At 64.5% G+C, this 19,341-nt stretch carries 15 protein-coding genes; 1 reads left to right on the top strand and 14 read right to left on the bottom strand.

Features of this window, described 5'->3' with window-relative positions:
* Nucleotides 1-56: 56 nt before the first annotated feature.
* The 6 genes from selB to fdnG form a co-directional block, all read right to left on the bottom strand.
* Nucleotides 57-1,982 carry a selenocysteine-specific translation elongation factor gene (gene selB, locus HS961_RS06675; RefSeq protein WP_182326965.1) on the bottom strand — a complete coding sequence of 642 codons (1,926 nt, stop codon included), beginning with the start codon at nucleotides 1,980-1,982 and terminating at the stop codon, nucleotides 57-59.
* Nucleotides 1,979-3,406, bottom strand: a complete 1,428-nt coding sequence (gene selA / locus HS961_RS06680; protein ID WP_182326966.1) for an L-seryl-tRNA(Sec) selenium transferase — start codon at nucleotides 3,404-3,406, stop codon at nucleotides 1,979-1,981. Before selA ends, selB begins: the two co-directional genes overlap by 4 nt.
* 108 nt (nucleotides 3,407-3,514) lie before the next feature.
* Nucleotides 3,515-4,480, bottom strand: a complete 966-nt coding sequence (fdhE, locus tag HS961_RS06685) for a formate dehydrogenase accessory protein FdhE (RefSeq protein ID WP_182326967.1) — start codon at nucleotides 4,478-4,480, stop codon at nucleotides 3,515-3,517.
* Nucleotides 4,481-4,617: 137 nt separating this feature from the next.
* A complete protein-coding gene (locus tag HS961_RS06690; RefSeq protein WP_182326968.1) occupies nucleotides 4,618-5,280 on the bottom strand; it encodes a formate dehydrogenase subunit gamma in 663 nt (220 codons plus the stop codon).
* Nucleotides 5,277-6,218 (bottom strand): formate dehydrogenase subunit beta, encoded by a 942-nt coding sequence (gene fdxH, locus HS961_RS06695; protein WP_182326969.1) that lies wholly within the window; start codon nucleotides 6,216-6,218, stop codon nucleotides 5,277-5,279. The genes HS961_RS06690 and fdxH overlap by 4 nt, the downstream gene beginning before the upstream one ends.
* Nucleotides 6,219-6,227: 9 nt before the next feature.
* Nucleotides 6,228-9,290, bottom strand: a complete 3,063-nt coding sequence (fdnG, locus tag HS961_RS06700; RefSeq protein WP_182326970.1) for a formate dehydrogenase-N subunit alpha — start codon at nucleotides 9,288-9,290, stop codon at nucleotides 6,228-6,230.
* Between the two features lie 238 nt (nucleotides 9,291-9,528).
* On the opposite strand from fdnG, the gene HS961_RS06705 reads away from it, so the two are divergent.
* Complete coding sequence (locus HS961_RS06705; RefSeq protein WP_182326971.1) at nucleotides 9,529-10,104, top strand: C40 family peptidase; 576 nt, start codon at nucleotides 9,529-9,531, stop codon at nucleotides 10,102-10,104.
* Nucleotides 10,105-10,147: 43 nt separating this feature from the next.
* Here HS961_RS06705 and HS961_RS06710 read toward each other — a convergent pair whose 3' ends face one another.
* The 8 genes from HS961_RS06710 to HS961_RS06745 form a co-directional block, all read right to left on the bottom strand.
* Nucleotides 10,148-10,813: a DUF1266 domain-containing protein gene (locus HS961_RS06710; RefSeq protein WP_182326972.1), complete on the bottom strand. Its 666-nt coding sequence runs from the start codon at nucleotides 10,811-10,813 to the stop codon at nucleotides 10,148-10,150.
* A complete protein-coding gene (locus tag HS961_RS06715; RefSeq protein WP_182326973.1) occupies nucleotides 10,810-11,955 on the bottom strand; it encodes a hypothetical protein in 1,146 nt (381 codons plus the stop codon). The genes HS961_RS06710 and HS961_RS06715 overlap by 4 nt, the downstream gene beginning before the upstream one ends.
* A gap of 8 nt (nucleotides 11,956-11,963) precedes the next feature.
* Nucleotides 11,964-14,264 carry a hypothetical protein gene (locus HS961_RS06720; RefSeq protein ID WP_182326974.1) on the bottom strand — a complete coding sequence of 767 codons (2,301 nt, stop codon included), beginning with the start codon at nucleotides 14,262-14,264 and terminating at the stop codon, nucleotides 11,964-11,966.
* A 170-nt stretch (nucleotides 14,265-14,434) separates the two neighbouring features.
* Nucleotides 14,435-15,763, bottom strand: coding sequence for a tRNA (N6-isopentenyl adenosine(37)-C2)-methylthiotransferase MiaB (gene miaB, locus HS961_RS06725; RefSeq protein ID WP_182326975.1), 1,329 nt, complete (start codon nucleotides 15,761-15,763; stop codon nucleotides 14,435-14,437).
* A 172-nt stretch (nucleotides 15,764-15,935) separates the two neighbouring features.
* Nucleotides 15,936-16,373: a hypothetical protein gene (locus HS961_RS06730; protein WP_182326976.1), complete on the bottom strand. Its 438-nt coding sequence runs from the start codon at nucleotides 16,371-16,373 to the stop codon at nucleotides 15,936-15,938.
* Between the two features lie 83 nt (nucleotides 16,374-16,456).
* Nucleotides 16,457-17,347: a DMT family transporter gene (locus HS961_RS06735; RefSeq protein WP_182326977.1), complete on the bottom strand. Its 891-nt coding sequence runs from the start codon at nucleotides 17,345-17,347 to the stop codon at nucleotides 16,457-16,459.
* A 7-nt stretch (nucleotides 17,348-17,354) separates the two neighbouring features.
* On the bottom strand, nucleotides 17,355-18,332 hold the full coding sequence (locus HS961_RS06740; protein WP_182326978.1) for a bifunctional helix-turn-helix transcriptional regulator/GNAT family N-acetyltransferase: 978 nt from the start codon (nucleotides 18,330-18,332) through the stop codon (nucleotides 17,355-17,357).
* A 95-nt stretch (nucleotides 18,333-18,427) separates the two neighbouring features.
* Nucleotides 18,428-19,273 (bottom strand): DODA-type extradiol aromatic ring-opening family dioxygenase, encoded by an 846-nt coding sequence (locus tag HS961_RS06745; RefSeq protein WP_412101633.1) that lies wholly within the window; start codon nucleotides 19,271-19,273, stop codon nucleotides 18,428-18,430.
* Between the last annotated feature and the right edge of the window lie 68 nt (nucleotides 19,274-19,341).

Below are 19,341 nucleotides of genomic sequence, written 5' to 3' on the forward strand. Positions count from 1 at the left end.
TTGTAGCGGCTCCGCGTGGCGGCTGCGGCTGGCGCTGCCGCATACCCTGGAGTGGCTTACGAGGTGCTACCTGCCTGCCAACGGACACCCGGACGCAGCACATGCGTATCGCGCACGCGGCGGGTGTAGCCCACGCGGTCGAAGAACTCCAGGATCTGGATGGCGCGCTTGCGGCCCAAAGCGGTGGCATCGCGGAAGGCATGGGCCTGCACTTCGCCGCGCTCGGCCTGTTGCGCAAGCTCTGCGGTGAGTGCCGCCAGCGCATCCATGCAGGGCGCGGCATAGAACAAGTCCTTGACCACCTGGAACACCAAGCCCTGACGGGACAGCTTTTTGAGCAGCTGGCGCACCAGCTCCTCCCCGGCGCCATGGTCGCGGGCCAGGTCGCGCACCCAGGGCGGGTCAAAGCGCCCTGCGGTGATGGCCGGCAGCAGCCGCTGGGCCAGGGCTTGTTCGGCCTCGCTCAGTTGCACCGTGTGGCCGGGCAGGTGCAGCCAGGCGCCGCTGCTGGCGATCTGGCCGGCGGCGATCAGCGCATCGAGCAGGCCGTAGTAGAGGGCATCGTGGGGGCCATGCTGCAGCGCAGGCAGGGCCATGCGGCGCAGCCGGGCTGCGTTGATGCCGGGCTCGTCTGGGGCCACTTCGTGAAAGCGTTGCAGGGCTTGCAGCAACTGGTCTTGCAGCGTTTGCCAGGCAGCGATATCCACCAGTAAGGCGTCGCCATCGGGCAGCGGCAGGCTGGTGCTGTGCGTGGCGATGGCAGGCGTGGCCGTGCCGGTCAGCCGTACCAACTGCGAGCGCGCCAGGCCCAGCGGTGCCTCGGCCAGCAGCGGGCCGGTGTCGGCCGTGTCAATCCAGTGCGCCAGGGCGGCCAGGTAGGCCATGCGGCTTTCGCTGCGGCGCTTGCGGGCGGGGGCATAGGGGTCGAGCACCATGGCACCAGCAATGGTGCGGTTGGCCTGGGCATTGCGCACGATGACGCGGTCACCGGGCAGCACCAGGGCGGGTGCATCCAGCACCAGCTGGGCCAGCGCTTCGGTGCCTGGGGCCAGGTCGCCATCTTGCAGCAAGGCGATATGGCCGGTGCAGCGCATGGTGCCCAGGTGCAGGTGTACGGCGGCCCATTGCGCCAGTGGCGGCGCATTGGCCAGCAGGTGCAGGCGCACATCGATGCGCTGGGTGGTCTGGCGCAGGCGTGCGTCCATGATCCAGTCGCCGCGCGTGATGGCTTCCTTGGCAATGCCGGCCAAGTTCAGCGCGCAGCGCTGGCCGGCCAGGCCCCGCTCGCTGGCCTGGTTTTGCGCATGGATGCTGCGCACGCGTACGGGCTCGTCGCTGGCGGAATGCACAAGGCTGTCGCCCACTGCTACCTGGCCATTGAAGACGGTGCCGGTGACCACCGTGCCTTGGCCGGGCAGGCTGAAGACCCGGTCCACCGCTAGGCGGAACAGCCCGCCATGGGCGCGCTGGGGCATGGCCTGGGCCTGCTGGTGCAGATGCTGGCGCAGGGCCCAGACGCCCGGGTCATCAGGCAGCGCGGCTGCGGTCTCAAAAATAGGGGCATCGGCCAGGTTGCTGCGCGCCAGAATGGCGGTGATCTCGTCGCGCACTTCATCGATGCGGGCACGGGGCACGCGGTCCACCTTGGTGAGCGCGATGCTGCCGTGGCGGATGCCCAGCAGCTGCAAAATTTCCAGATGCTCCAAGGTCTGGGGCATCACGCCGTCATCGGCGGCCACCACCAGCAAGGCATGGTCGATGCCGACGGCCCCAGCGGCCATGGTGTGCACAAATTTCTCGTGGCCGGGCACATCGATGATGCCCAGCACATCGCCATTGGCCAGGCGCGTATAGGCGTAGCCCAGTTCGATGGAGATACCGCGCGCTTTTTCTTCTTTCAGGCGGTCGGTTTCCACACCGGTGAGGGCACGCACCAAGGTGGTCTTGCCATGGTCGATATGGCCTGCGGTGCCGATGATCATGCCGGGCCGTCCTTGCCGCTGCTGCCCAGCGCCAGCTGCTGCAGGTTGGCAGCAAAGGCGGGCTGGTCAGCGGCTTCGAGGCAGCGCAAGTCCAGCCACAGCGCATCGTCGCGCAGCCGGCCGATCACCGGGCGCGGCAGCTGGCGCAGTGCGGCTTCCAGTTGCTGCAGCAGGCGGCCGGCGCGTTTGCGCTCACTGGGGCGCACGACGAGGCCGTGGCTCGGCAGGCTCTCGACGGGCAGCGCGCCGCTGCCAATCTGGCTGGTCATCGCTGCATGGTCCACCACATAGTCGGCGCCCAGCAAGTTTTGCAACGGCTCTTGCAGCAGCATCGCCTGCTGCTGCATGGCGGCAGCGGGGCGGGTGAACAGGCGCAAGGTGGTCAGGCGCTCTGCCAGTTTTTCCGGATGCAGGTAGAGGCGCAAGGTGGGTTCCAGCGCGGCCAGGGTGAGCTTGCCCACACGCAGTGCGCGCTTGAGCGGGTTTTTCTTGATCTGGGCGATCAGGGCCTTGCTGCCGACGATGATGCCGGCCTGCGGGCCGCCCAGCAGCTTGTCACCGCTGAAGGTAACGATATCGGCGCCGGCCTCGACCGTCTCGCGCACGGTGACCTCATACGGCAGGCCCCAGTCGCGCATGTCGATCAGGGTGCCGCTGCCCAGGTCCACGATCAAGGGCAACTGGCGCGCATGGGCGATGCGCGCCACATCGGCCTCAGGCACCGACTTGGTAAAGCCGCTGATCGCGTAGTTGCTGCAATGCACCTTCATCAGCGCCGCGCTGTGCTCGCCCAGTGCGGCTTCGTAGTCCTTCTCATGGGTGCGGTTGGTGGTGCCCACTTCTACCAGGCGGGCGCCCGCGCGGGTCATCACATCGGGGATGCGGAAGGCGCCGCCAATCTCGACCAGCTCGCCGCGCGAGACCACCACCTCCTTGTCGCGCGCCAAGGTGGACAGCACCAGCAGCACGGCGGCTGCATTGTTGTTGACGATGGTGGCCGCTTCTGCGCCGGTCAGGCGGCAGACGAGGTCTTCGACCAGGTCATCGCGGTCACCGCGGCCGCCGTCGGCCAGGTCGTATTCCAGGTTACTGGGCGTCGCCAGGGCCTGCACCACCGCATCGATGGCCTCTTGCGGCAAGAGCGCCCGGCCCAGGTTGGTGTGCAGCACCGTGCCGGTCAGGTTGTAGACGGCTTTGAGACGCGGCGCAAAAAGCTGTTGTAGCTGGTGCTCGGCAGCATCCAGCAGGGCATCGGCACTGTCAGGACTGCTGCCCGCCTCTGCCAGCCAGCGGCTGCGGGCATCCGCCAGTGCTGCGCGGATGGCTTGTGTGCACTGGGTCTTGCCATAGCTGTCCAACAGCGCAGCGGTGCGCGGGTGCTGCAGCAGCTTGTCAACAGAGGGCAGGTGGGACGGTGCGTTCATGGGCAAACCAGCTTAAACAGGGGCAGACATAAAAAAACGATGGGCTGCAGCGGGCAGCGCCATCGTTCAGTATGGCATGGTGCCAAGCCTCAGATCAGGGATGCGATCTCAGTGCAGATCGGGCACGCTGCCATCGGCATCCGCCGCTTGCGGCTCAGCGACAGCCACAAACAGCAGCGGGTTGCCACTGGCACGCGCGAAGGACGTCTGCTCGCTCATCAGCAGGTCCAGCATCAGGCTGGCCAGGTCATCGGCCAGCGGCTCGGCCAGCGGGTCTTTTTCCTGGTTGACCATTTTGCGGTAGCTGCCGCACTCGGTACAGGTCTCTGCCAGCACGACATCCTTGCCGCCCTCCAGGCCCTGGTAGCGCACGCCCTTGGTCGATTCGCAGTGGCTGCACTTGATGCGCACCATATGCCATTCGGTGGCGCAGCAGCCGCAGTGCAGATAGCGGTGGCCGGCCATCTTGCCGCCGATGCGCACCACGCCCGCGACCGGCTCGGTGGCGCAGACCGGGCAGATGGTGGCCGGGTTGGTAAAGGGGATGTCGGCCAGGCGCAGTTGGCTGGCGCGGGTGGCAAACACCACTTGCAAGGCCGCCATCACAAAAGGCGCCAGGCCCACATCGCGCGCGGCCAGCTCCTTGGTGAGCAGGCGCTTGGCCAGTGCATTGCGGTCGTCGTTGTTGCAGCGTTGCAGCTCGGCAATCAAGGGCTGCAGTGCTTCGGGCAGGCCATCGGCACTGGCCAACTGGCCCAGCATGCCGTCCAGCACCTGGTGCCAGGCGGGGTCCAGGTGGTCGGCCGCTGGCAGCAAGGGCGACGAGAACTGCTGGGCCTGGGCAATGGCCGCTGCATCCGGTGCGGCAACTTGCAGGCCCTGAGCCGCTTTGTGCTGGGCTTCCACCAGCTTGGCGATAAACAGCAGGTAGTCCGCAATCGGGTTGCCATCGGCCAGTTGGCGGATGCGCTGGGCACGGTCGAGGAACAGACTGCTGGTATTGGGCAGCAGCACGCGCGGGAAACTAGTGTGGTCGAGCGACTCGATTTCACCGGGTTGAAGAATGCGTTGCATACGGGGATTTTCTCAAATATCAACGCCGATAGTCCTGGCGGGGCTATCGGCGTTGGGGAGGAGGGCGTGGAGCGTTGGCGTGGGGCACAGCGGGATGCGGCCACTGACCGTATTCCGTGTGCCAGCCCACAGGCGCATCAGGCGCCGTGTTTGCGGCTGGTCTGCTTGTCCAGGTCCGTTGTGTCGCCCGTCATGCGGCGGTACCACAGCGGGTGGTGAAAGCGCGCCCAGGCGCGGGTGACGGTGCCGCGCGTCATCGCGCGGATCGTGCCCTTGGTCCAGATGGCGGCATAGATGTGGGCGATGATCAGACCGATCAGTCCAAAAGCCGACAGCGCATGCAGCAGCGCCGCAGCGCGCACCACATTCACCGGCAGGTTCCACCAGGCACGCCACATCAGCACGCCGGTCACCAAGAGGCCCGCCATGCACAGCACCAGCATCCAGAACAGTACTTTCTGGCCGCCGTTGTACTTGTCCACTGGCGGCATCTTTTCGTGCTCGCCGTTGACCAGGGCCGGCACGTTCTTGAGCCACTCCACATCGTTCTTGCGAATGAGGTTGAGCTGCCAGAAGCGGAAGAACATCAGCACAAAGCCGACGCTCATCACCAGACCGATGTAGGGATGCAGGATGCGGGTCCAGGGTCCGCCACCGAACAGGTTCGTCATGAAGAAGAACGAGGGGTGGAAGAACGCCAGGCCCGACAAGGCCAGCAGCACAAAGCTGATCGCGACCACCCAGTGGTTGACGCGTTCGCCAGCGGTGTAGCGCTGAATATCACGGGTCTTGCTTTTCATCGTCCAGACTCCTCGTGGTGGTCAATGCCCTTTTCCGCGCGGGCCCGGGCGGCTTCTTCCTCTTCGAGCTCCTCAGGCACTTCCAGCGGGCCCTTGGTGATGTAGTGGAAGAAACTGCCGACGGCCGCAACGCCCAAGGCGGCCAGCGCCAGCGGCTTGGCCACACCCTTCCACAGGCTCACCATCGGGCTGATCGATGGATCATCGGGCAGGCCGTGGTAGAGCGAGGGCTTGTCGTTATGGTGCAGCACATACATCACGTGGGTGCCGCCCACGCCTTGCGGATCGTAGAGGCCAGCCTTGTCAAAGCCGCGCTCCTTCAGATCGACAATGCGCTCCTCGGCACGCTCTTGCATGGCGGTCTTGGTGCCAAACATGATGGCGCCGGTCGGGCAGGTCTTGACGCAGGCGGGTTCCTGGCCGACTGCTACGCGGTCCGAGCACAAGGTGCACTTGTAGGCCTTGTGGTCCTTCTTGGAGATGCGCGGGATGTTGAACGGGCAACCGGTCACGCAGTAGCCGCAGCCCACGCAGTTTTCCTCCTGGAAATCCACGATGCCGTTGGTGTACTGCAAGATGGCACCAGGAGACGGGCAGGCCTTGAGGCAGCCCGGGTCTTCGCAGTGCATGCAGCCGTCCTTGCGGATCAGCCATTCCAGGTTGCCGGTGGCTTCGTTTTCGTATTCCGAAAAACGCATCACCGTCCAGGAGTTGGCCGTCAGGTCGGTCGGGTTGTCGTAGACCCCGGCCGCTGCTGTGCCCACATCGTCACGCAGATCGTTCCACTCCATGCAGGCGGTCTGGCAGGCCTTGCAGCCGATGCACTTGGAGACATCGATCAGCTTGGCCACCTCGCCGCCATGCGGGCTGCGCACGCTGGGTGATGGGGTGGTGGTGGCGGAGCGGCGCTTGATATCCAATGATTGAAGAGATGACATCGCTGCTCCTTAGATCTTCTCAACCTTCACGAGGAAGGTCTTGAACTCTGGCGTGTTGCTGTTGCCGTCACCCACAAACGGGGTGAGGGTGTTGGCGAGGAAGCCAGGCTTGGTCAGGCCCTTGAAGCCCCAGTGGATAGGAATACCCACGTGGTGCACCGTCTTGCCTTCGATCTGCATGGGCTTGATGCGCTTGGTCACCACCGCAGCGGCCTTGATGTAGCCCCGCTTGGAGCTGACCTTCACCATGGCGCCTGTCGCAATGCCGATCTCCTTGGCCAGCGCCTCGCCGATCTCGACGAACTGCTCGGGCTGGATGATGGAGTTCAGCAGCGCGTGCTTGGTCCAGTAGTGGAAGTGCTCCGTCAAACGGTAGGTCGTCCCCACATGCGGGAACTCGTCCGCCTTGCCGAAGGTGTCCCAAATAGCAGGGAACACGCGGGCTGCCGGGTTGCTGACGGCCTTGGCGTTCTTCGGGTACATCGGGTTGTAGCCCAGCGGGTTGTCAAATGCCTCGTAGTGCGTCGGGAACGGGCCTTCGTTCAGTCCCTTGCGGGCAAAGAAGCGGGCCACCCCTTCCGGGTTCATGATGAACGGACCGGTGCCGGTTTCGGGCTTGATGGTTGCGCCGTAATCGGGCACATCTGCGCCACCCCAGGTCTTGCCGTTCCACTGCACCAGCGGGCGGTTGGGGTTGAAAGGCTTGCCTTCCAAGTCCGCCGAGGCGCGGTTGTACAGCACGCGGCGGTTGGCCGGCCAGGCCCAGGCCCAGTTCAGCGTGTTGCCGATACCGGTCGGGTCGCTGTTGTCGCGGCGGCCCATCTGGTTGCCCGCCTCGGTCCAGCTGCCCGTCCAGATCCAGCAGCCACTCATCGTGGTGCCGTCGTCGCGCAGTTCGCCAAAGCCGGACAGCTGCTGGCCGGCAGGGCGCAAGACCTTGCCATCCGGAGCCGTCAGGTCGGTCAGTGCCCGGCCGTTGTACTCCTTGGCAATCTCTTCGGACGACGGATGTGCCGGCTGCGAATAAGGCCACCAGAGGTTCTGGATCGGGTCGGGGAACTTGCCGCCGTCCTGCTGGTAAGCGGCCTTCATGCGCAGGTGCAGCGCCGACATGATAGCGATATCGGTCTTGGCCTCGCCTGGTGGCTCGGAGGCCTTCCAGTGCCACTGCAACACACGCGAGGAGCTCACGACAGCGCCATCTTCTTCAGCGAAGCAGGTGGTGGGCAGGCGGAACACCTCGGTCTGTACCGATGCGGTGTCGATGTCGTTGTGCTCGCCGTAGTTCTTCCAGAACTCCGAGGTCTCGGTGGCCAGCGGGTCCATGATGACCAGGAACTTGAGCTTGGCCAGACCGTCGCGCACGCGGCTCTTGTTGGACAGCGCCGCCAGCGGGTTGAAGCCCTGGGCGATGTAGCCGTTGACCTTGCCTTCGTTCATCAGCTCGAAGATCTGCAGCATGTCGTACTGCTTGTCGAGCTTGGGCAGGTAGTCATAGCCCCAGTTGTTTTCCAAGGTAGCAGCCGGGCCCCAGAAAGCCTTCATCAGGCTCACATGGAACTTGGAGTAGTTCTGCCAGTAGCTCATCTGGTTGGCACGCAAAGGCTTTTGCGTACGCGCTTCGATGTACTTCTGGTAGTCCTGCTCGCCCTGGTTGGCCAAGGTCAGATAGCCGGGCAGTGCGTTCGACAGCAGGCCCAAGTCGGTCAGACCTTGGATGTTGGAGTGACCGCGCAAGGCGTTCATGCCACCACCGGCCACGCCGATATTGCCCAAGAGCAGTTGCACCATCGCGCCGGTACGCAGGATCTGCGCGCCGATCGAGTGCTGGGTCCAGCCCAGTGCGTACAGGATGGTGGCCGCGCGACCAGCCTCTGCCGTCGATGCGAGTTTTTCGCAGACATGCAGGAACTTGGCCTGGGGCGTGCCGCAGGCGCTCTCCACCTTCTCAGGCGTGTAGCTGGCGTAATGGCGCTTGAGCCATTGGTAGACGCAACGTGGGTGCTGCAGGCTCGGGTCGGTCTTGACGTAACCGTCCTCGCCCAGCTCGTAGTCCCAGCTGGCCTTGTCGTAGGTGCGCTTTTCCGGGTTGTAGCCCGAGAAGATACCTTCGTCGAACGCAAAGTCTTCCCGCACGATGAACGTGAAGTCGGTGTAGTTGCGAACGTACTCGTGGTGGATCTTGTCGTTACTCAGCAGGTAATTGATCACACCGCCGAGGAAAACAATGTCCGAACCGGAGCGGATAGGGGCGTAGAAATCCGCCACCGAAGCCGATCGGTTAAAGCGCGGGTCGACCACCATGAAGTGAGCCTTGTTGTGCTCCTTCGCCTCGGTCACCCATTTGAAGCCGCAAGGGTGGGCTTCAGCGGCATTGCCGCCCATGATCAAAATAACGTCCGCGTTCTTGATGTCGACCCAATGGTTCGTCATCGCTCCACGGCCAAACGTCGGGGCAAGACCTGCCACCGTCGGGCCGTGTCAGACACGTGCTTGGTTATCGAATGCCAACATGCCCCAAGAACGGGCCACTTTGTAGGTGATGTAACCGGCTTCATTGCTGGCAGCCGATGCGGCCAGCATGCCGGTCGATGTCCAACGGTTCACCGTCAGGCCATCATCGGTCTTCTCCAGGAAGTTCGCGTCGCGATCGTCCTTGAGCAGCTTGGTAATGCGGGTCAGCGCCTCATCCCAGGACAGGCGCTTCCACTCGTTGGAGCCGGGCGCGCGGTATTCGGGGTAGAGCAGGCGGTTGGGGCTGTGGACGATGTCCAGCAGCGATGCGCCCTTGGGGCACAAGGTGCCGCGGTTGACAGGATGGTCGGGATCGCCTTCGACGTGGATCACCGAGAGTTTGGCGTTCTTGCCGCCATCGCCCAGCGAGTACATCAAAATGCCGCAGCCAACAGAGCAATACGTGCAGGTTTGCCGTGTCACTGTGCTGCCGACCAGCTTGTACTGACGAACCCCAGCCAGCGCGGTGGCGGGCGAGAAGCCCATCACTGCCAGGCTGGAACCCGCCAGAGTCGAACCAGTCACTTTCATGAACTGGCGTCTGGAGAATTGCACCATGGGGGTGTCCTTTCAATGAAGGATGCTTGTTTTCTATGCTTACGACACAAATTGTAGTCTTCTCCCCCTGAAAGCAGAATAGTTGGGCATTCGGGGTATTCAGCACGTTTGACAAATTGGTAAAAATCCGGGACATGCGGTGTGTCAGCGACAAATACCAATACATTTCACAAACTTGCGTGAAACTGTGAATAATATGCTTTATGAATTTTTTCGGCCTGATGCCAAGGGGGAGACCATGGACCACCACACTGCAGCTGCGCGCCGACCATTCTTGCTCTGGGCGCTGTCGGCATCGGCGCTGCTGGCCGGCTGTGGCTCTTCGCCCCCGCGCACCGCGCGGCAAGAGGGTGGGCAGCGCAGCGCAGGTGGTACATCGACGTCACCGCGTGTGGACAGCGGCGTCGTGCCCATCAACCTGGGACTGAGCGGCGAGCTGCGTGAGGCGCTGTATGCGCGGGTGATGCTGGTCGTGAACACCCCCTACACCTATGGCGGCAATACGCCCGAGGGCGGCTTTGACTGCAGTGGCCTGATCCAGTATGCGATCCAGGGCATCACCACGCGCCGGCTGCCGCGTACTACGGCGCAATGGGCGGGAGTGAGCGCCGAGATCGACCGGGGTGACCTGAAACGCGGGGATTTTGTGTTCTTCAACACGATGGGCGGGCGCTACTCGCACATGGGCATTTATGCCGGCAACAACCAGTTTGTGCATGCGCCATCAAGCGGTGGCGTGGTCAAGACGGTGAGTCTGGCCAACCCCTATTTCTCGCGCAGATTTACCGAAGCCCGCACGATTTTTGACGCTTGATAATATTCATCGGCCATATAACCGATGGAATAGTGGCAAGCATCTAACGCCAGGCGTAGGCACCCCAGGGGTGCGAGGCATCCAGCAACCAGTGCTGCAACTCCTCGGGGCTGATGCTGCGGCCCAGCGCATCGGACCGGCCCTTGGCCACCCATTGCGCGCGGCCCTGCGTGTAGGCCTGCGCAAACTCCTGCCAGCTGCCAAAACAATCACGTGCCCGTGCAGCATTGAGCTGCAGCAGCTGCCACTGCTGCTCAGGGCTGATCCAGCCCAGCATGGCGGCGGTGCGCACAAAGAAGCTCGTGCGCGCGCAGGCAAAAGCCATCGCGGCGCGGGCATCTTCCCCCGCTTGCAGCCGTTCCACATCCAGACACCACCAGCGCGTGCGCATGCGCTCAGGCAATTGCGCGCGCACCTGGGCATCGTCCAGATCGGTGCGCAGGCCAAAGGCGTGCAAGGCCATGGGCCGCAGCGATGCCGCCAGGCTGGTGGTGGGTGCGGGCATGTCGCTGTCGGCAAAACCGCCTTTGAGCGCATGGAAGGCCATTGGGTGTGCCAAGGCCAGCGCCCAGTTCTGCTCGGGGGTTAGCAGGTAATGCGCAATCGGCGCCGAAGCGGCAGTGGCTTGGCTGCCCCATTGCCGGCGAAAGGCTTGCACGCATTGCCACACCAGCCACAGTCCGATGGCTGCCACCAGGATCTGAATCATCGCTGCACCTCCGGCTGTGTGCTCGGCGGTGTTTTGCCCGCCTGCTCCAGGCTGTAGGCCAGTGCAGGCGGCAGCGTTTGGCCCGCCAGCAGGCTGCTGTCATGCGCGGCGGCCAGCCACTGCACCAGTGGCGAAAGTTGGGGCACATGGGCCAGCAGGCGGGGCTGGCGCTGCCAAATCTGCAAATGCTCGGCTTCGCTGTGCAGGGTCTCGACTGCATGCCACCCCGCTTGGGAACCGCTGGTGCGCAGCAGGCGCATGCCCAGCGCATCATCGGGCGTCTCTTCGCTGGTGTGCAGCTGGTTCAAAAAAGCGATGACATCGGCGCGGTAGCGGTCCACCGGCGGGCGGTTTTGTTTGCCCTTGATCTGGTCGATGCGCAAGCGCCCATCGGGCTGCAGCCAGGCATTGATGGTGATGCGGGGCTGGCGCTGGCCGGTGCGGTAGCTGAAGATGCGCATGCGGCCTTGCTCGCAGCCTTCGGCATAGTGCTCGCCATAGCCGCCGGTCAACTGGCGGCGGTTGGCAAATTGGCCCAGGCAGTGGCGCATCATCTGGCTCTCGTAGGCCATCTCTTCGCGCAGCACGCCGCTGCCGGGCAGCAGCTCAACGAACTCGCCCTGGCTGCCTTGCCACAGCGGCTGCACCGCCTGGGGCTGGTGCTGGCGCCAGCCGGCCAGTTGCTGGGCCTCAAAGGCCTGGTGCTCCTGCGCCCAGCGCTCCAGTGCCTGCGGGCAGTTGATGCGGGCGAGCTTGCCTTCCAGCGAAGTGCCCTGACGCGATTGCAAAAACTCCAGCAACTGGCGTTCCAAGGCCAGCACGCTGTCATGGCTGGGGTTGATCCACCACAGCACCGCATCGTTGGGGCTGGATTCGGGCCCTGGCTTGCGGGCCAGCAAGGCCAGCGCCCAGGCCGGCGCGCCAGCGGGGTAGTGCTGCTGCAGTGCTTCGGTGGTGGTGATGGCCTGCACTGCCTCGGGAGGCGCGTTGAAGTTGCCCACCAGGTAGCGGTAGAAGTGGTTCTGCAGCCAGGCCTCTATTTCAGCGCTGTCGCCGCGCTCGCGGCTGCGCGCGCTGATGCGGGCCTTCAACTCTGGCGCGTTGACCACATTGCGCGCCAGGTACACGGTGCTGTTGCGCATTGATGCGCTTACCAGAACTTCCACCAGGCTTTGCCGCCTGCTGTGTCAGGCGCTGTGGTGATCAGCTGGGCGCTCAGCTTGTCGACGCTGGTTTGCAGCTTCTCGCGCTCGGCCGGGTCATCGACGGGCGCACAGGCCAGCGCCAGTTGGTAGATCTTTAGCGCCTCTGGGTCCGTGCCCGAGGTCTGCATCGCATCGCCCGCGCGGCGCAGCAGATAGGGGTTTTGGCGCTGCTCCAGCTCGGGCAGCAGCGCCTGCAGGCGTGGCAGCACCTCGGCGCCATGGGTGGCCGAGTAGTAGTCCAGCTGGTTCAGCAGGCTGCGCAGATAGTCATAGCGCTCGCTGCGCTGCTCGTCCTCGTCAAGCTGGCTCCACCACTCGTCCAGGCGCTCCAGCCAGATGCTGTTTTCTACATTGCGGTCTTGCTGGTAGAGCGCGTAGGCCACCTTGGGGAAGTAATCGCAGGGGCTGTGGCGGCTGTAGCCATTGTCCCGGCTGTAGTGCCACAGCTGCTCAGCCGCAGCAATGAGCTGCGCGTAGTTGTCGCTGTCGATATGGGTGGAGACGATGCCGTTGTAGTGCTCGGCAAAGGGGCTGGTCGCGATACCCTTGGCATGCAGGGCCAGCGCACCGTCGTAGTTCTCGTCGTTGTAGCGGTACTTGATGGCCAGGTTGTTGCACAGCATCGAGTAGTCGTGCAGGTTGCCATCCTTGTAGCTGCCCTGGCCGGTGGCAAACCAGTGCTCAAAGCGGGCCTGCCCCGTCTCGTAGTAGTGCTTGATCCAGCGCAGCAGCTCGTCATAGGGCCAGTCGGCGGGCAGCTCGTCGCCTTCCATGCCGATGGCCTGCATCAGCGCCTCGTCATCATCCAGCTGCACGCCCATGGCATAGCACCAGCTGCCGCTGTCGCAGCGGATATAGGGTGACTGCAGCGCGCTGGCCAGGCCGGCCACGCGGGCGCGGCAGACAAAGAGGCGATAGGCCAGCTCGCCATTGGCGTACTGCGGGCGCTCGGCCAGCGTCTCCAGCAGCGGCAAGGCCTGCGCATACTGCTGCTGCACAAACAAGTGGTTGCCTTGCAGCAGGCGCCACATCGGGTGGTTGAGCGACTGCTGCTGCACCAGCGCGCTGTAGTGCGCAAAGGCCTGGTCGGCATCCATGTCGGCGGGCAAAAATTCGGCCAGGTCCTCGTCCTGGGCGGCGGCCATCAAGGTCAGCGCCCAGTAGGGCGCGCCATCCGATTCACCCAGCTGGGCCAGCGCCTGGCGGCTGGCTGCTTCGCGCGATCCTGGGCGGCTGTGCAGGCTGCTTTCAAAGCACATGTGGGCGGCTTCGGGCAAGCGGGCGGCCTGCACTAGCCAATCGATCAGCAAGGCGCTGCTGTTGTCATCGCTGTCGCGCACCAGCGCAAACCTGCCTTCCTGGCCTTTGCTGATGGCGGCATCCAGCGCGCCTTGCTGGTGCAGACTGCCAGCGGCCAGCCGAGCGAGCTGCGCCCGGGTATCGCGCCAGGCGGCGGGCGATGCGTTGCTGGGCAGGCTGGCCAGGGTCAGCTCGCTGTGCAGGGCCAGCGCGTCGGGCGCCAGCGCAATGATGTCCTCGCCCAGCAGCAGCCAGTCGTCGGTGTCGATGTCCTGGCCCGCTTCCGCGCGCTGGAGTTTTTGAAGCGCGTAGTGGCCCAGGTCCCGGGCAGCTTCGGAGTTGTTCTTGGCCGCTTCGATGCGGCCCAGGCGTGTGGCCAGCATCGCATCGTCCCAGGCGCGCAGGTGGGCGCGGTCGGCCTGCTGGCTTTTGTGCTGGTGTTGTTTGCGGCAGATCTGCTCTTGCAGATCCAGTGCCTGCGCCTGGTGGGCATGGCGTGCCAGGTGGCGCCAGGCGCGGTCCAGGTCGCCCTGGTCACCGGCCTGTTCCACGGCGGCCATGGCGTTCTCGATCACGCTGCGGTAGGTGCCCTCCGGTAGCGCGTCCACATCTTCTGCCGCATCGGTCTGCATCATCGCCAGGGTGACGGCGGCATCGCGCTGGGCGCTGGGGGCCAAGTCTTGCAAGAGCCGGGGCTGGTGCTGCTGCACGGCAGCCAGGGCCTGCGCCGGCTGGCCAGCCATGCTCCACAGGCGGTAGAGGCGGCGCAGCTGGTCGACATCATCGGGCAGAAGAGGGCGTGATGCCAGCTGCTCGGCAGCGGCCGCCTGGCGGGCCGACCATTCCTGCGATTCGTCATCGGCGTCAAAAAAGGCTTCTACATGGTCCAGAAAGGCATCGAGCGCCTCGCTGCGCAGGGCGGTGTTGGGATCGGATGCGGAAGCCATGAGGATGGAGCCTTTCTAGTCGTTATGGCGCATCCCTCATGCGCCCCCTGCATGCTAACGGCCCCCAAGGCGGGTGTGGCCTTTGCGGGCTCCGAAAGCAGGCAGAACGGCCATTTTCACCGTGTTTTGTGCAGCTGACCAGCGCTGCGCAAACCGGTCAACTGCGGCTCTCAGTGGGTGATAAGCACTTCACCGCGCAAGGTGTAGGTCATGCTCTCGGTGATGCGCACATCGACCATCTGGCCAATCAGGCGCTCCTGGCCGGGGAAGTTGACCACGCGGTTGCACTCGGTGCGGCCCATCAGCTCGCCGTTGTCGCGCTTGGATTTGCCCTCTACCAGCAGGCGCTGCACGGTGCCCAGGCGCTCATCGCTGATGGCCTTGATGTTGTGGTTGATGACGGCTTGCAGCTCTTGCAGGCGGCGCAGCTTGACCTCGTAAGGTGTGTCATCGGGCAGGTTGGCGGCGGGGGTGCCGGGGCGGGGGCTGAAGATAAAGCTGAACGAGTTGTCAAAGCGCACATCGTCGATGAGCTTCATCATCTTCTGGAAGTCTTCTTCGGTCTCGCCGGGGAAGCCGACGATAAAGTCGCTGCTCATCGCCAGATCGGGGCGGATGGCGCGCAGCTTGCGCACCGTGCTCTTGTATTCCATAGCGGTGTAGCCGCGCTTCATCGCCATCAGGATCTTGTCGCTGCCATGCTGCACCGGCAAGTGCAGGTGCGATACCAGCTTGGGGATCTTGGCATAGGCCTCGATCAGGCGCGGCGTGAACTCATTGGGGTGGCTGGTGGTGTAGCGGATGCGCTCGATGCCGGGGATCTCGGCCACGTATTCGAGCAGCAACGCAAAATCAGCAATCTCGGCCGTGTCGCCCATCTTGCCCAGGTAGGCATTCACGTTCTGGCCCAGCAAGGTGATTTCCTTGACGCCTTGCGCAGCCAGGCCCGCGACCTCGACCAGCACGTCCTCAAACGGGCGGCTCACCTCTTCACCCCGGGTGTAGGGCACCACGCAGTAGCTGCAGTACTTGGAGCAGCCTTCCATGATGGACACAAAGGCGGAGGCGCCTTCAACACGGGCTGGCGGCAAGTGGTCGAACTTCTCGATCTCGGGGAAGGAGATGTCCACCTGTGGCTTGGCCTTGGCGGCGCGGGCATTGAGCAGCTCGGGCAGGCGGTGCAGGGTTTGGGGGCCAAACACCACATCGACATAGGGCGCGCGCTTGATGATCTCGGCGCCTTCCTGGCTGGCCACGCAGCCGCCCACGCCAATCAGCACGCCCTTTTCCTTCAGGTGCTTGATGCGGCCCAGGTCGGAGAACACCTTCTCTTGCGCCTTCTCGCGCACCGAGCAGGTGTTGAACAGGATCAGGTCGGCCTCTTCCATGACCTGGGTGGGCTCATAGCCTTGGGCGGCGCCCAGCACATCGGCCATCTTGTCCGAGTCGTACTCGTTCATCTGGCAGCCGAAGGTTTTGATAAATACTTTTTTGGACATGGTGCAAATCTCGTGGGGGGCCCAGGGGCTGCGCTTGCAGGCCTGAAGGAATACTGAAATACGGCAGAAAGCCAGGCGCCGGACGGGCGCACTGCTGCCTAAAAGGGGATGTGCAGGTCGCTCCGCCGGGCTTGACCGCTGCGGTCAGCCCATGCGGCGGCGCCAATGCGCTTTATTTAAAGAGTCCGCTCCAGAAGCCGTTGTCGGCCCGGTCGCGCTTGAGGGCGGCTTCGTCGCTGTTCAAGATCCAGGCGGCATGCACGCGGCCACTGGATTTCTCGACCACATAGTTGACCGTCAGCTTCTGGCCCAGCACGGTGTTGGGGCGCAGCGTCGTGTTCTGCGGGTTGTAGAGCTTGAAGGCTGGAGCCAGCAGCAGCGCCTGGTTGTCGATCGTCGCCTCAGTCGGGCTGGTGACCACCAGATTGCCACGCAGGGCCTGGGGTGGAAAGGCGCGGACCGGCCCCTGGAAGGGGGCGAAGGTGGCGGTCTGGGCCAGACTGGGCAGGGCGCTGATGCCGCCCAGTGCAAGGGCCAGAGCGGCGAGGCTGGCACGCGTGGCGCGTCGCAGGCGATGTGGGTGTGTGTGGGGTGTGGTGCAGCGGTTCATGGTGTATATCCAGGGGCTGGAGGCCGCATTCTACAAACACCGGCGGTGCCGCAGTCCGGCACTGGGGCAAGGGGGGGTACGGGCTAGTGCGTGGCCGCCTGGGTGCTGATGACGAGGCCGGCCAACACCAGCGCCATGGCTGCCAGCAACGCCGGCGTAGGCATGCGCTGGTGCAAGGCCAGCTCCAGCAGTGCGGCGGTGACGGGCCCCAGCGCTTGGAAAGCGATCACCTGCGATGCCTGCAAACGGCCCAGCGCCCAGAGCAGGCAAAAATACCCCAGCCCGCTCGACAGTCCGATAAAGACCATATGGCCCCACTGCGTGGCAGAAAACACTGGCAACAGTGACTGGCTTTGCAGCGCGCCGTACAGCGCCAGAAACAGCACCGATGCCGCCATCGCCAGGCAGCTGGTGGGCAGCGCCGGGTAGCGCCGCATATAGGGGCCGTAGAGGATGCTGGTGGCCGCACCCACCACGGTGGCGGCCAGCAAGGCCGCCATGCCACTGCCGCCCAATATGGCCAGGCCGCCCAAGCCACCAGCAGGGCTTGCGCTGCCAACCAGCAGCACGGCCACACCGCCCACGGCCAGCAGCAGGCCTGCCAGCCTGCGGGTGCTGAAGGCCTCGCGTCCCGAGAGCGCCGCCAGGCACCAGGTAAACAGCGGCATGGTGGCAAACACCAGTGCGCAGGTCGATGCGGGCAGCCGCGCCAGCGCATGGTTGAGCAGCAGGATCAGCACCGCAAACTGCAGCACGCCCAGCAAGGCAATCGCCAGCGCATCACGGGCGCGGTAGCGGGGCCAGGTCGCCAGCAGTGCAGGGCCGGCCAAGATGGCCAGCCCGATGGCATAGCGCAAAAAAGCCAGGCTGGCCGATGAGGCGGCGGGCGATAGCGTGCTGGTGGAGACCATGGCCGCACCCACCAGCATTCCCGTGGTGGCCGCTGCCCACAGCGCTGGTTGGCGGGCCTGCATACGGGGCCTAGGCGCCGTGCAGGCGGCGGCTGAATTGTTGTTCCACCACCATCGATCCCCATTGCTGGCCGGCTTCTTCATGCACCAGCGCAAAGCCCATCGACTCGTAGAGCTTGCGGGCGGCATCCAGCCCTTGGAAGGTCCACAGCTCGGTGCTGGCAAAGCCGCGCTGGTCGCAAAAAGCCATGGCCTGGGCCATCAGCTGGCGGCCCACACCGCCGCCACGGCAGCCATCATCCAAGATGAACCAGCGCAAGTGCGCCTGGTTGTTGCCCTGGTCCTGGCCGTCAATGGCGACCGAACCGACGATGCGCTCGTTCTGCACGGCGGTCCAGACCTGGTTGCAGGGCTCGCCCAGGCGGCCGCTGAATTCGGCAACACCCGAGGCCACCTTGCTCTCAAAAAATGCGCCAAAGCCCCAGTGTTTGGCATAGAAGACCGCATGCATCTCCGCGATGCGGCCGATCAGCCCGGGGCGGTAGCCGCTGTGGATCTGGATGCTGTTGCTGGCAGGGGTGGCGGACGCGTCTTGGCCGGCCGTGCTGCCCAGCCGGTGCGCCTGCAAGGCCTGGGCGTAGGCGCTCAAGCCCTGCGCCACGGCCTGCTGCAATGAGGGGTTGAGCTGCGCCAGCGCGCTGCGCACCTGTGTTTGTCCATAGGCGTGTATGCCCGCTACCGTGCTTTGCCCCTGCGCCGACAGCTGCAACTGCTTGGCGCGTGCATCGTCGGCGCAGGGCTGCTCCTGCAGCTCGCCTTGGGCAATGAGCTTGGCGACCATGCGGCTGACGCTGGATTTGTCCAGCCCCAGAAACTCCGCCAATTGGGCAGCAGTGACCTGGCCATGCGCATCGATTTCCAGCAGCGCATGGACCGCAGACGCCGAATAGGGTGTGGCCGCCAAAGTGTTGGCCATAAAGCCCAGCTCCCGCACCATGGTGCGGGAGGCGCTGCGGATGTCGTTGACCAAGGGGGTGTCGGCTGCCATACGGTGCTCCAGTAGTTGGTTGCACTATACATCAATTTGGTTGTATGCTGCAACTTTCTTGGAGAGTCACCATGGCTGGCGCTAGCAAGGCTGCTTTATGCAGCGTCCAGCCGGTAGCTCGACACCGACAGCCCGCCCATAAAGGCTTCCTCATGGTAGATGCGCACCGCGCGGTCAGCTTCAGCGGCGCCGACCGCCACCATCAGCGGCAGCAGATGCTCTTCGCGCGGATGGGCAATGCGTGCGGCGGGCGCGTCTTCCCAGTCCAGCAGGCGTTGGCTGCGGCTGGCGCTGTCCACTTGCAGCATGGTCTCGGCCAGCCAGTCGTCAAACGCCTTGGACGGCACCTTGGCCTGCGGGCCAAAAGCGCGCAGGTTGTGGTACGACAGGCCGCTGCCGATGATCAGCACATCCTCATCGCGCAAGGCGGCCAGCGCGCGGCCGAGCGCCAGGTGCTCAGCCGGGTCCAGGCCCCGGCGCAGCGACAACTGCACCACCGGCACATGGGCCTCGGGGTAGATGGCGGCCATGGGCGAGAACATGCCGTGGTCATAGCCGCGCTCGGCATCCTGCTGCACGGCAATGCCGGCCTGGGCCAGCAGTCCCGCCACGCGCTCGGCCAGCGCAGGCGATCCCGGCGAACGGTAGTGGATCTGGTAGGTGTGGGCTGGAAAGCCGCCGTAGTCATAGATCATGCCGGGCTGGGGCGTGGACTGCACGGTAAAGCTGTCGGCCTCCCAGTGGGCTGAGACCATCAGGATGGCGCGGGGTGTGCGGCCGATCTGGCGTGGGATATCGGCCAAGGATGCGGCCAGCTGCGCATAGTAGTCGTGCATCTCGGGCATCCAGGGCCAGGGGCCGCCGCCGTGCGAGATGAAGTAGACGGGCAAGCGGCTGCCGCTGGTGCTGGTAGATATGGTGTTAGTGGTCATGGTGGTCATGCTGAAAACTCCTTGTCTCTACTGTAGTAGCTGCCTAAAAGGAAACCAAGTAGCTAAAATGCAGCGAT

Source organism: Comamonas piscis, assembly GCF_014109725.1.
GTDB lineage: Bacteria > Pseudomonadota > Gammaproteobacteria > Burkholderiales > Burkholderiaceae_C > Comamonas > Comamonas piscis.

Excerpts from the sequence above, each read along its gene's own strand:
- selB (WP_182326965.1), bottom strand. The coding sequence starts at position 1,982 with ATGATCATCGGCACCGCAGGCCATATCGACCATGGCAAGACCACCTTG.
- selA (WP_182326966.1), bottom strand. The coding sequence starts at position 3,406 with ATGAACGCACCGTCCCACCTGCCCTCTGTTGACAAGCTGCTGCAGCAC.
- fdhE (WP_182326967.1), bottom strand. The coding sequence starts at position 4,480 with ATGCAACGCATTCTTCAACCCGGTGAAATCGAGTCGCTCGACCACACT.
- HS961_RS06690 (WP_182326968.1), bottom strand. The coding sequence starts at position 5,280 with ATGAAAAGCAAGACCCGTGATATTCAGCGCTACACCGCTGGCGAACGC.
- fdxH (WP_182326969.1), bottom strand. The coding sequence starts at position 6,218 with ATGTCATCTCTTCAATCATTGGATATCAAGCGCCGCTCCGCCACCACC.
- HS961_RS06705 (WP_182326971.1), top strand. The coding sequence starts at position 9,529 with ATGGACCACCACACTGCAGCTGCGCGCCGACCATTCTTGCTCTGGGCG.
- HS961_RS06710 (WP_182326972.1), bottom strand. The coding sequence starts at position 10,813 with ATGATTCAGATCCTGGTGGCAGCCATCGGACTGTGGCTGGTGTGGCAA.
- HS961_RS06715 (WP_182326973.1), bottom strand. The coding sequence starts at position 11,955 with ATGCGCAACAGCACCGTGTACCTGGCGCGCAATGTGGTCAACGCGCCA.
- HS961_RS06720 (WP_182326974.1), bottom strand. The coding sequence starts at position 14,264 with ATGGCTTCCGCATCCGATCCCAACACCGCCCTGCGCAGCGAGGCGCTC.
- miaB (WP_182326975.1), bottom strand. The coding sequence starts at position 15,763 with ATGTCCAAAAAAGTATTTATCAAAACCTTCGGCTGCCAGATGAACGAG.
- HS961_RS06730 (WP_182326976.1), bottom strand. The coding sequence starts at position 16,373 with ATGAACCGCTGCACCACACCCCACACACACCCACATCGCCTGCGACGC.
- HS961_RS06735 (WP_182326977.1), bottom strand. The coding sequence starts at position 17,347 with ATGCAGGCCCGCCAACCAGCGCTGTGGGCAGCGGCCACCACGGGAATG.
- HS961_RS06740 (WP_182326978.1), bottom strand. The coding sequence starts at position 18,332 with ATGGCAGCCGACACCCCCTTGGTCAACGACATCCGCAGCGCCTCCCGC.
- HS961_RS06745 (WP_412101633.1), bottom strand. The coding sequence starts at position 19,273 with ATGACCACCATGACCACTAACACCATATCTACCAGCACCAGCGGCAGC.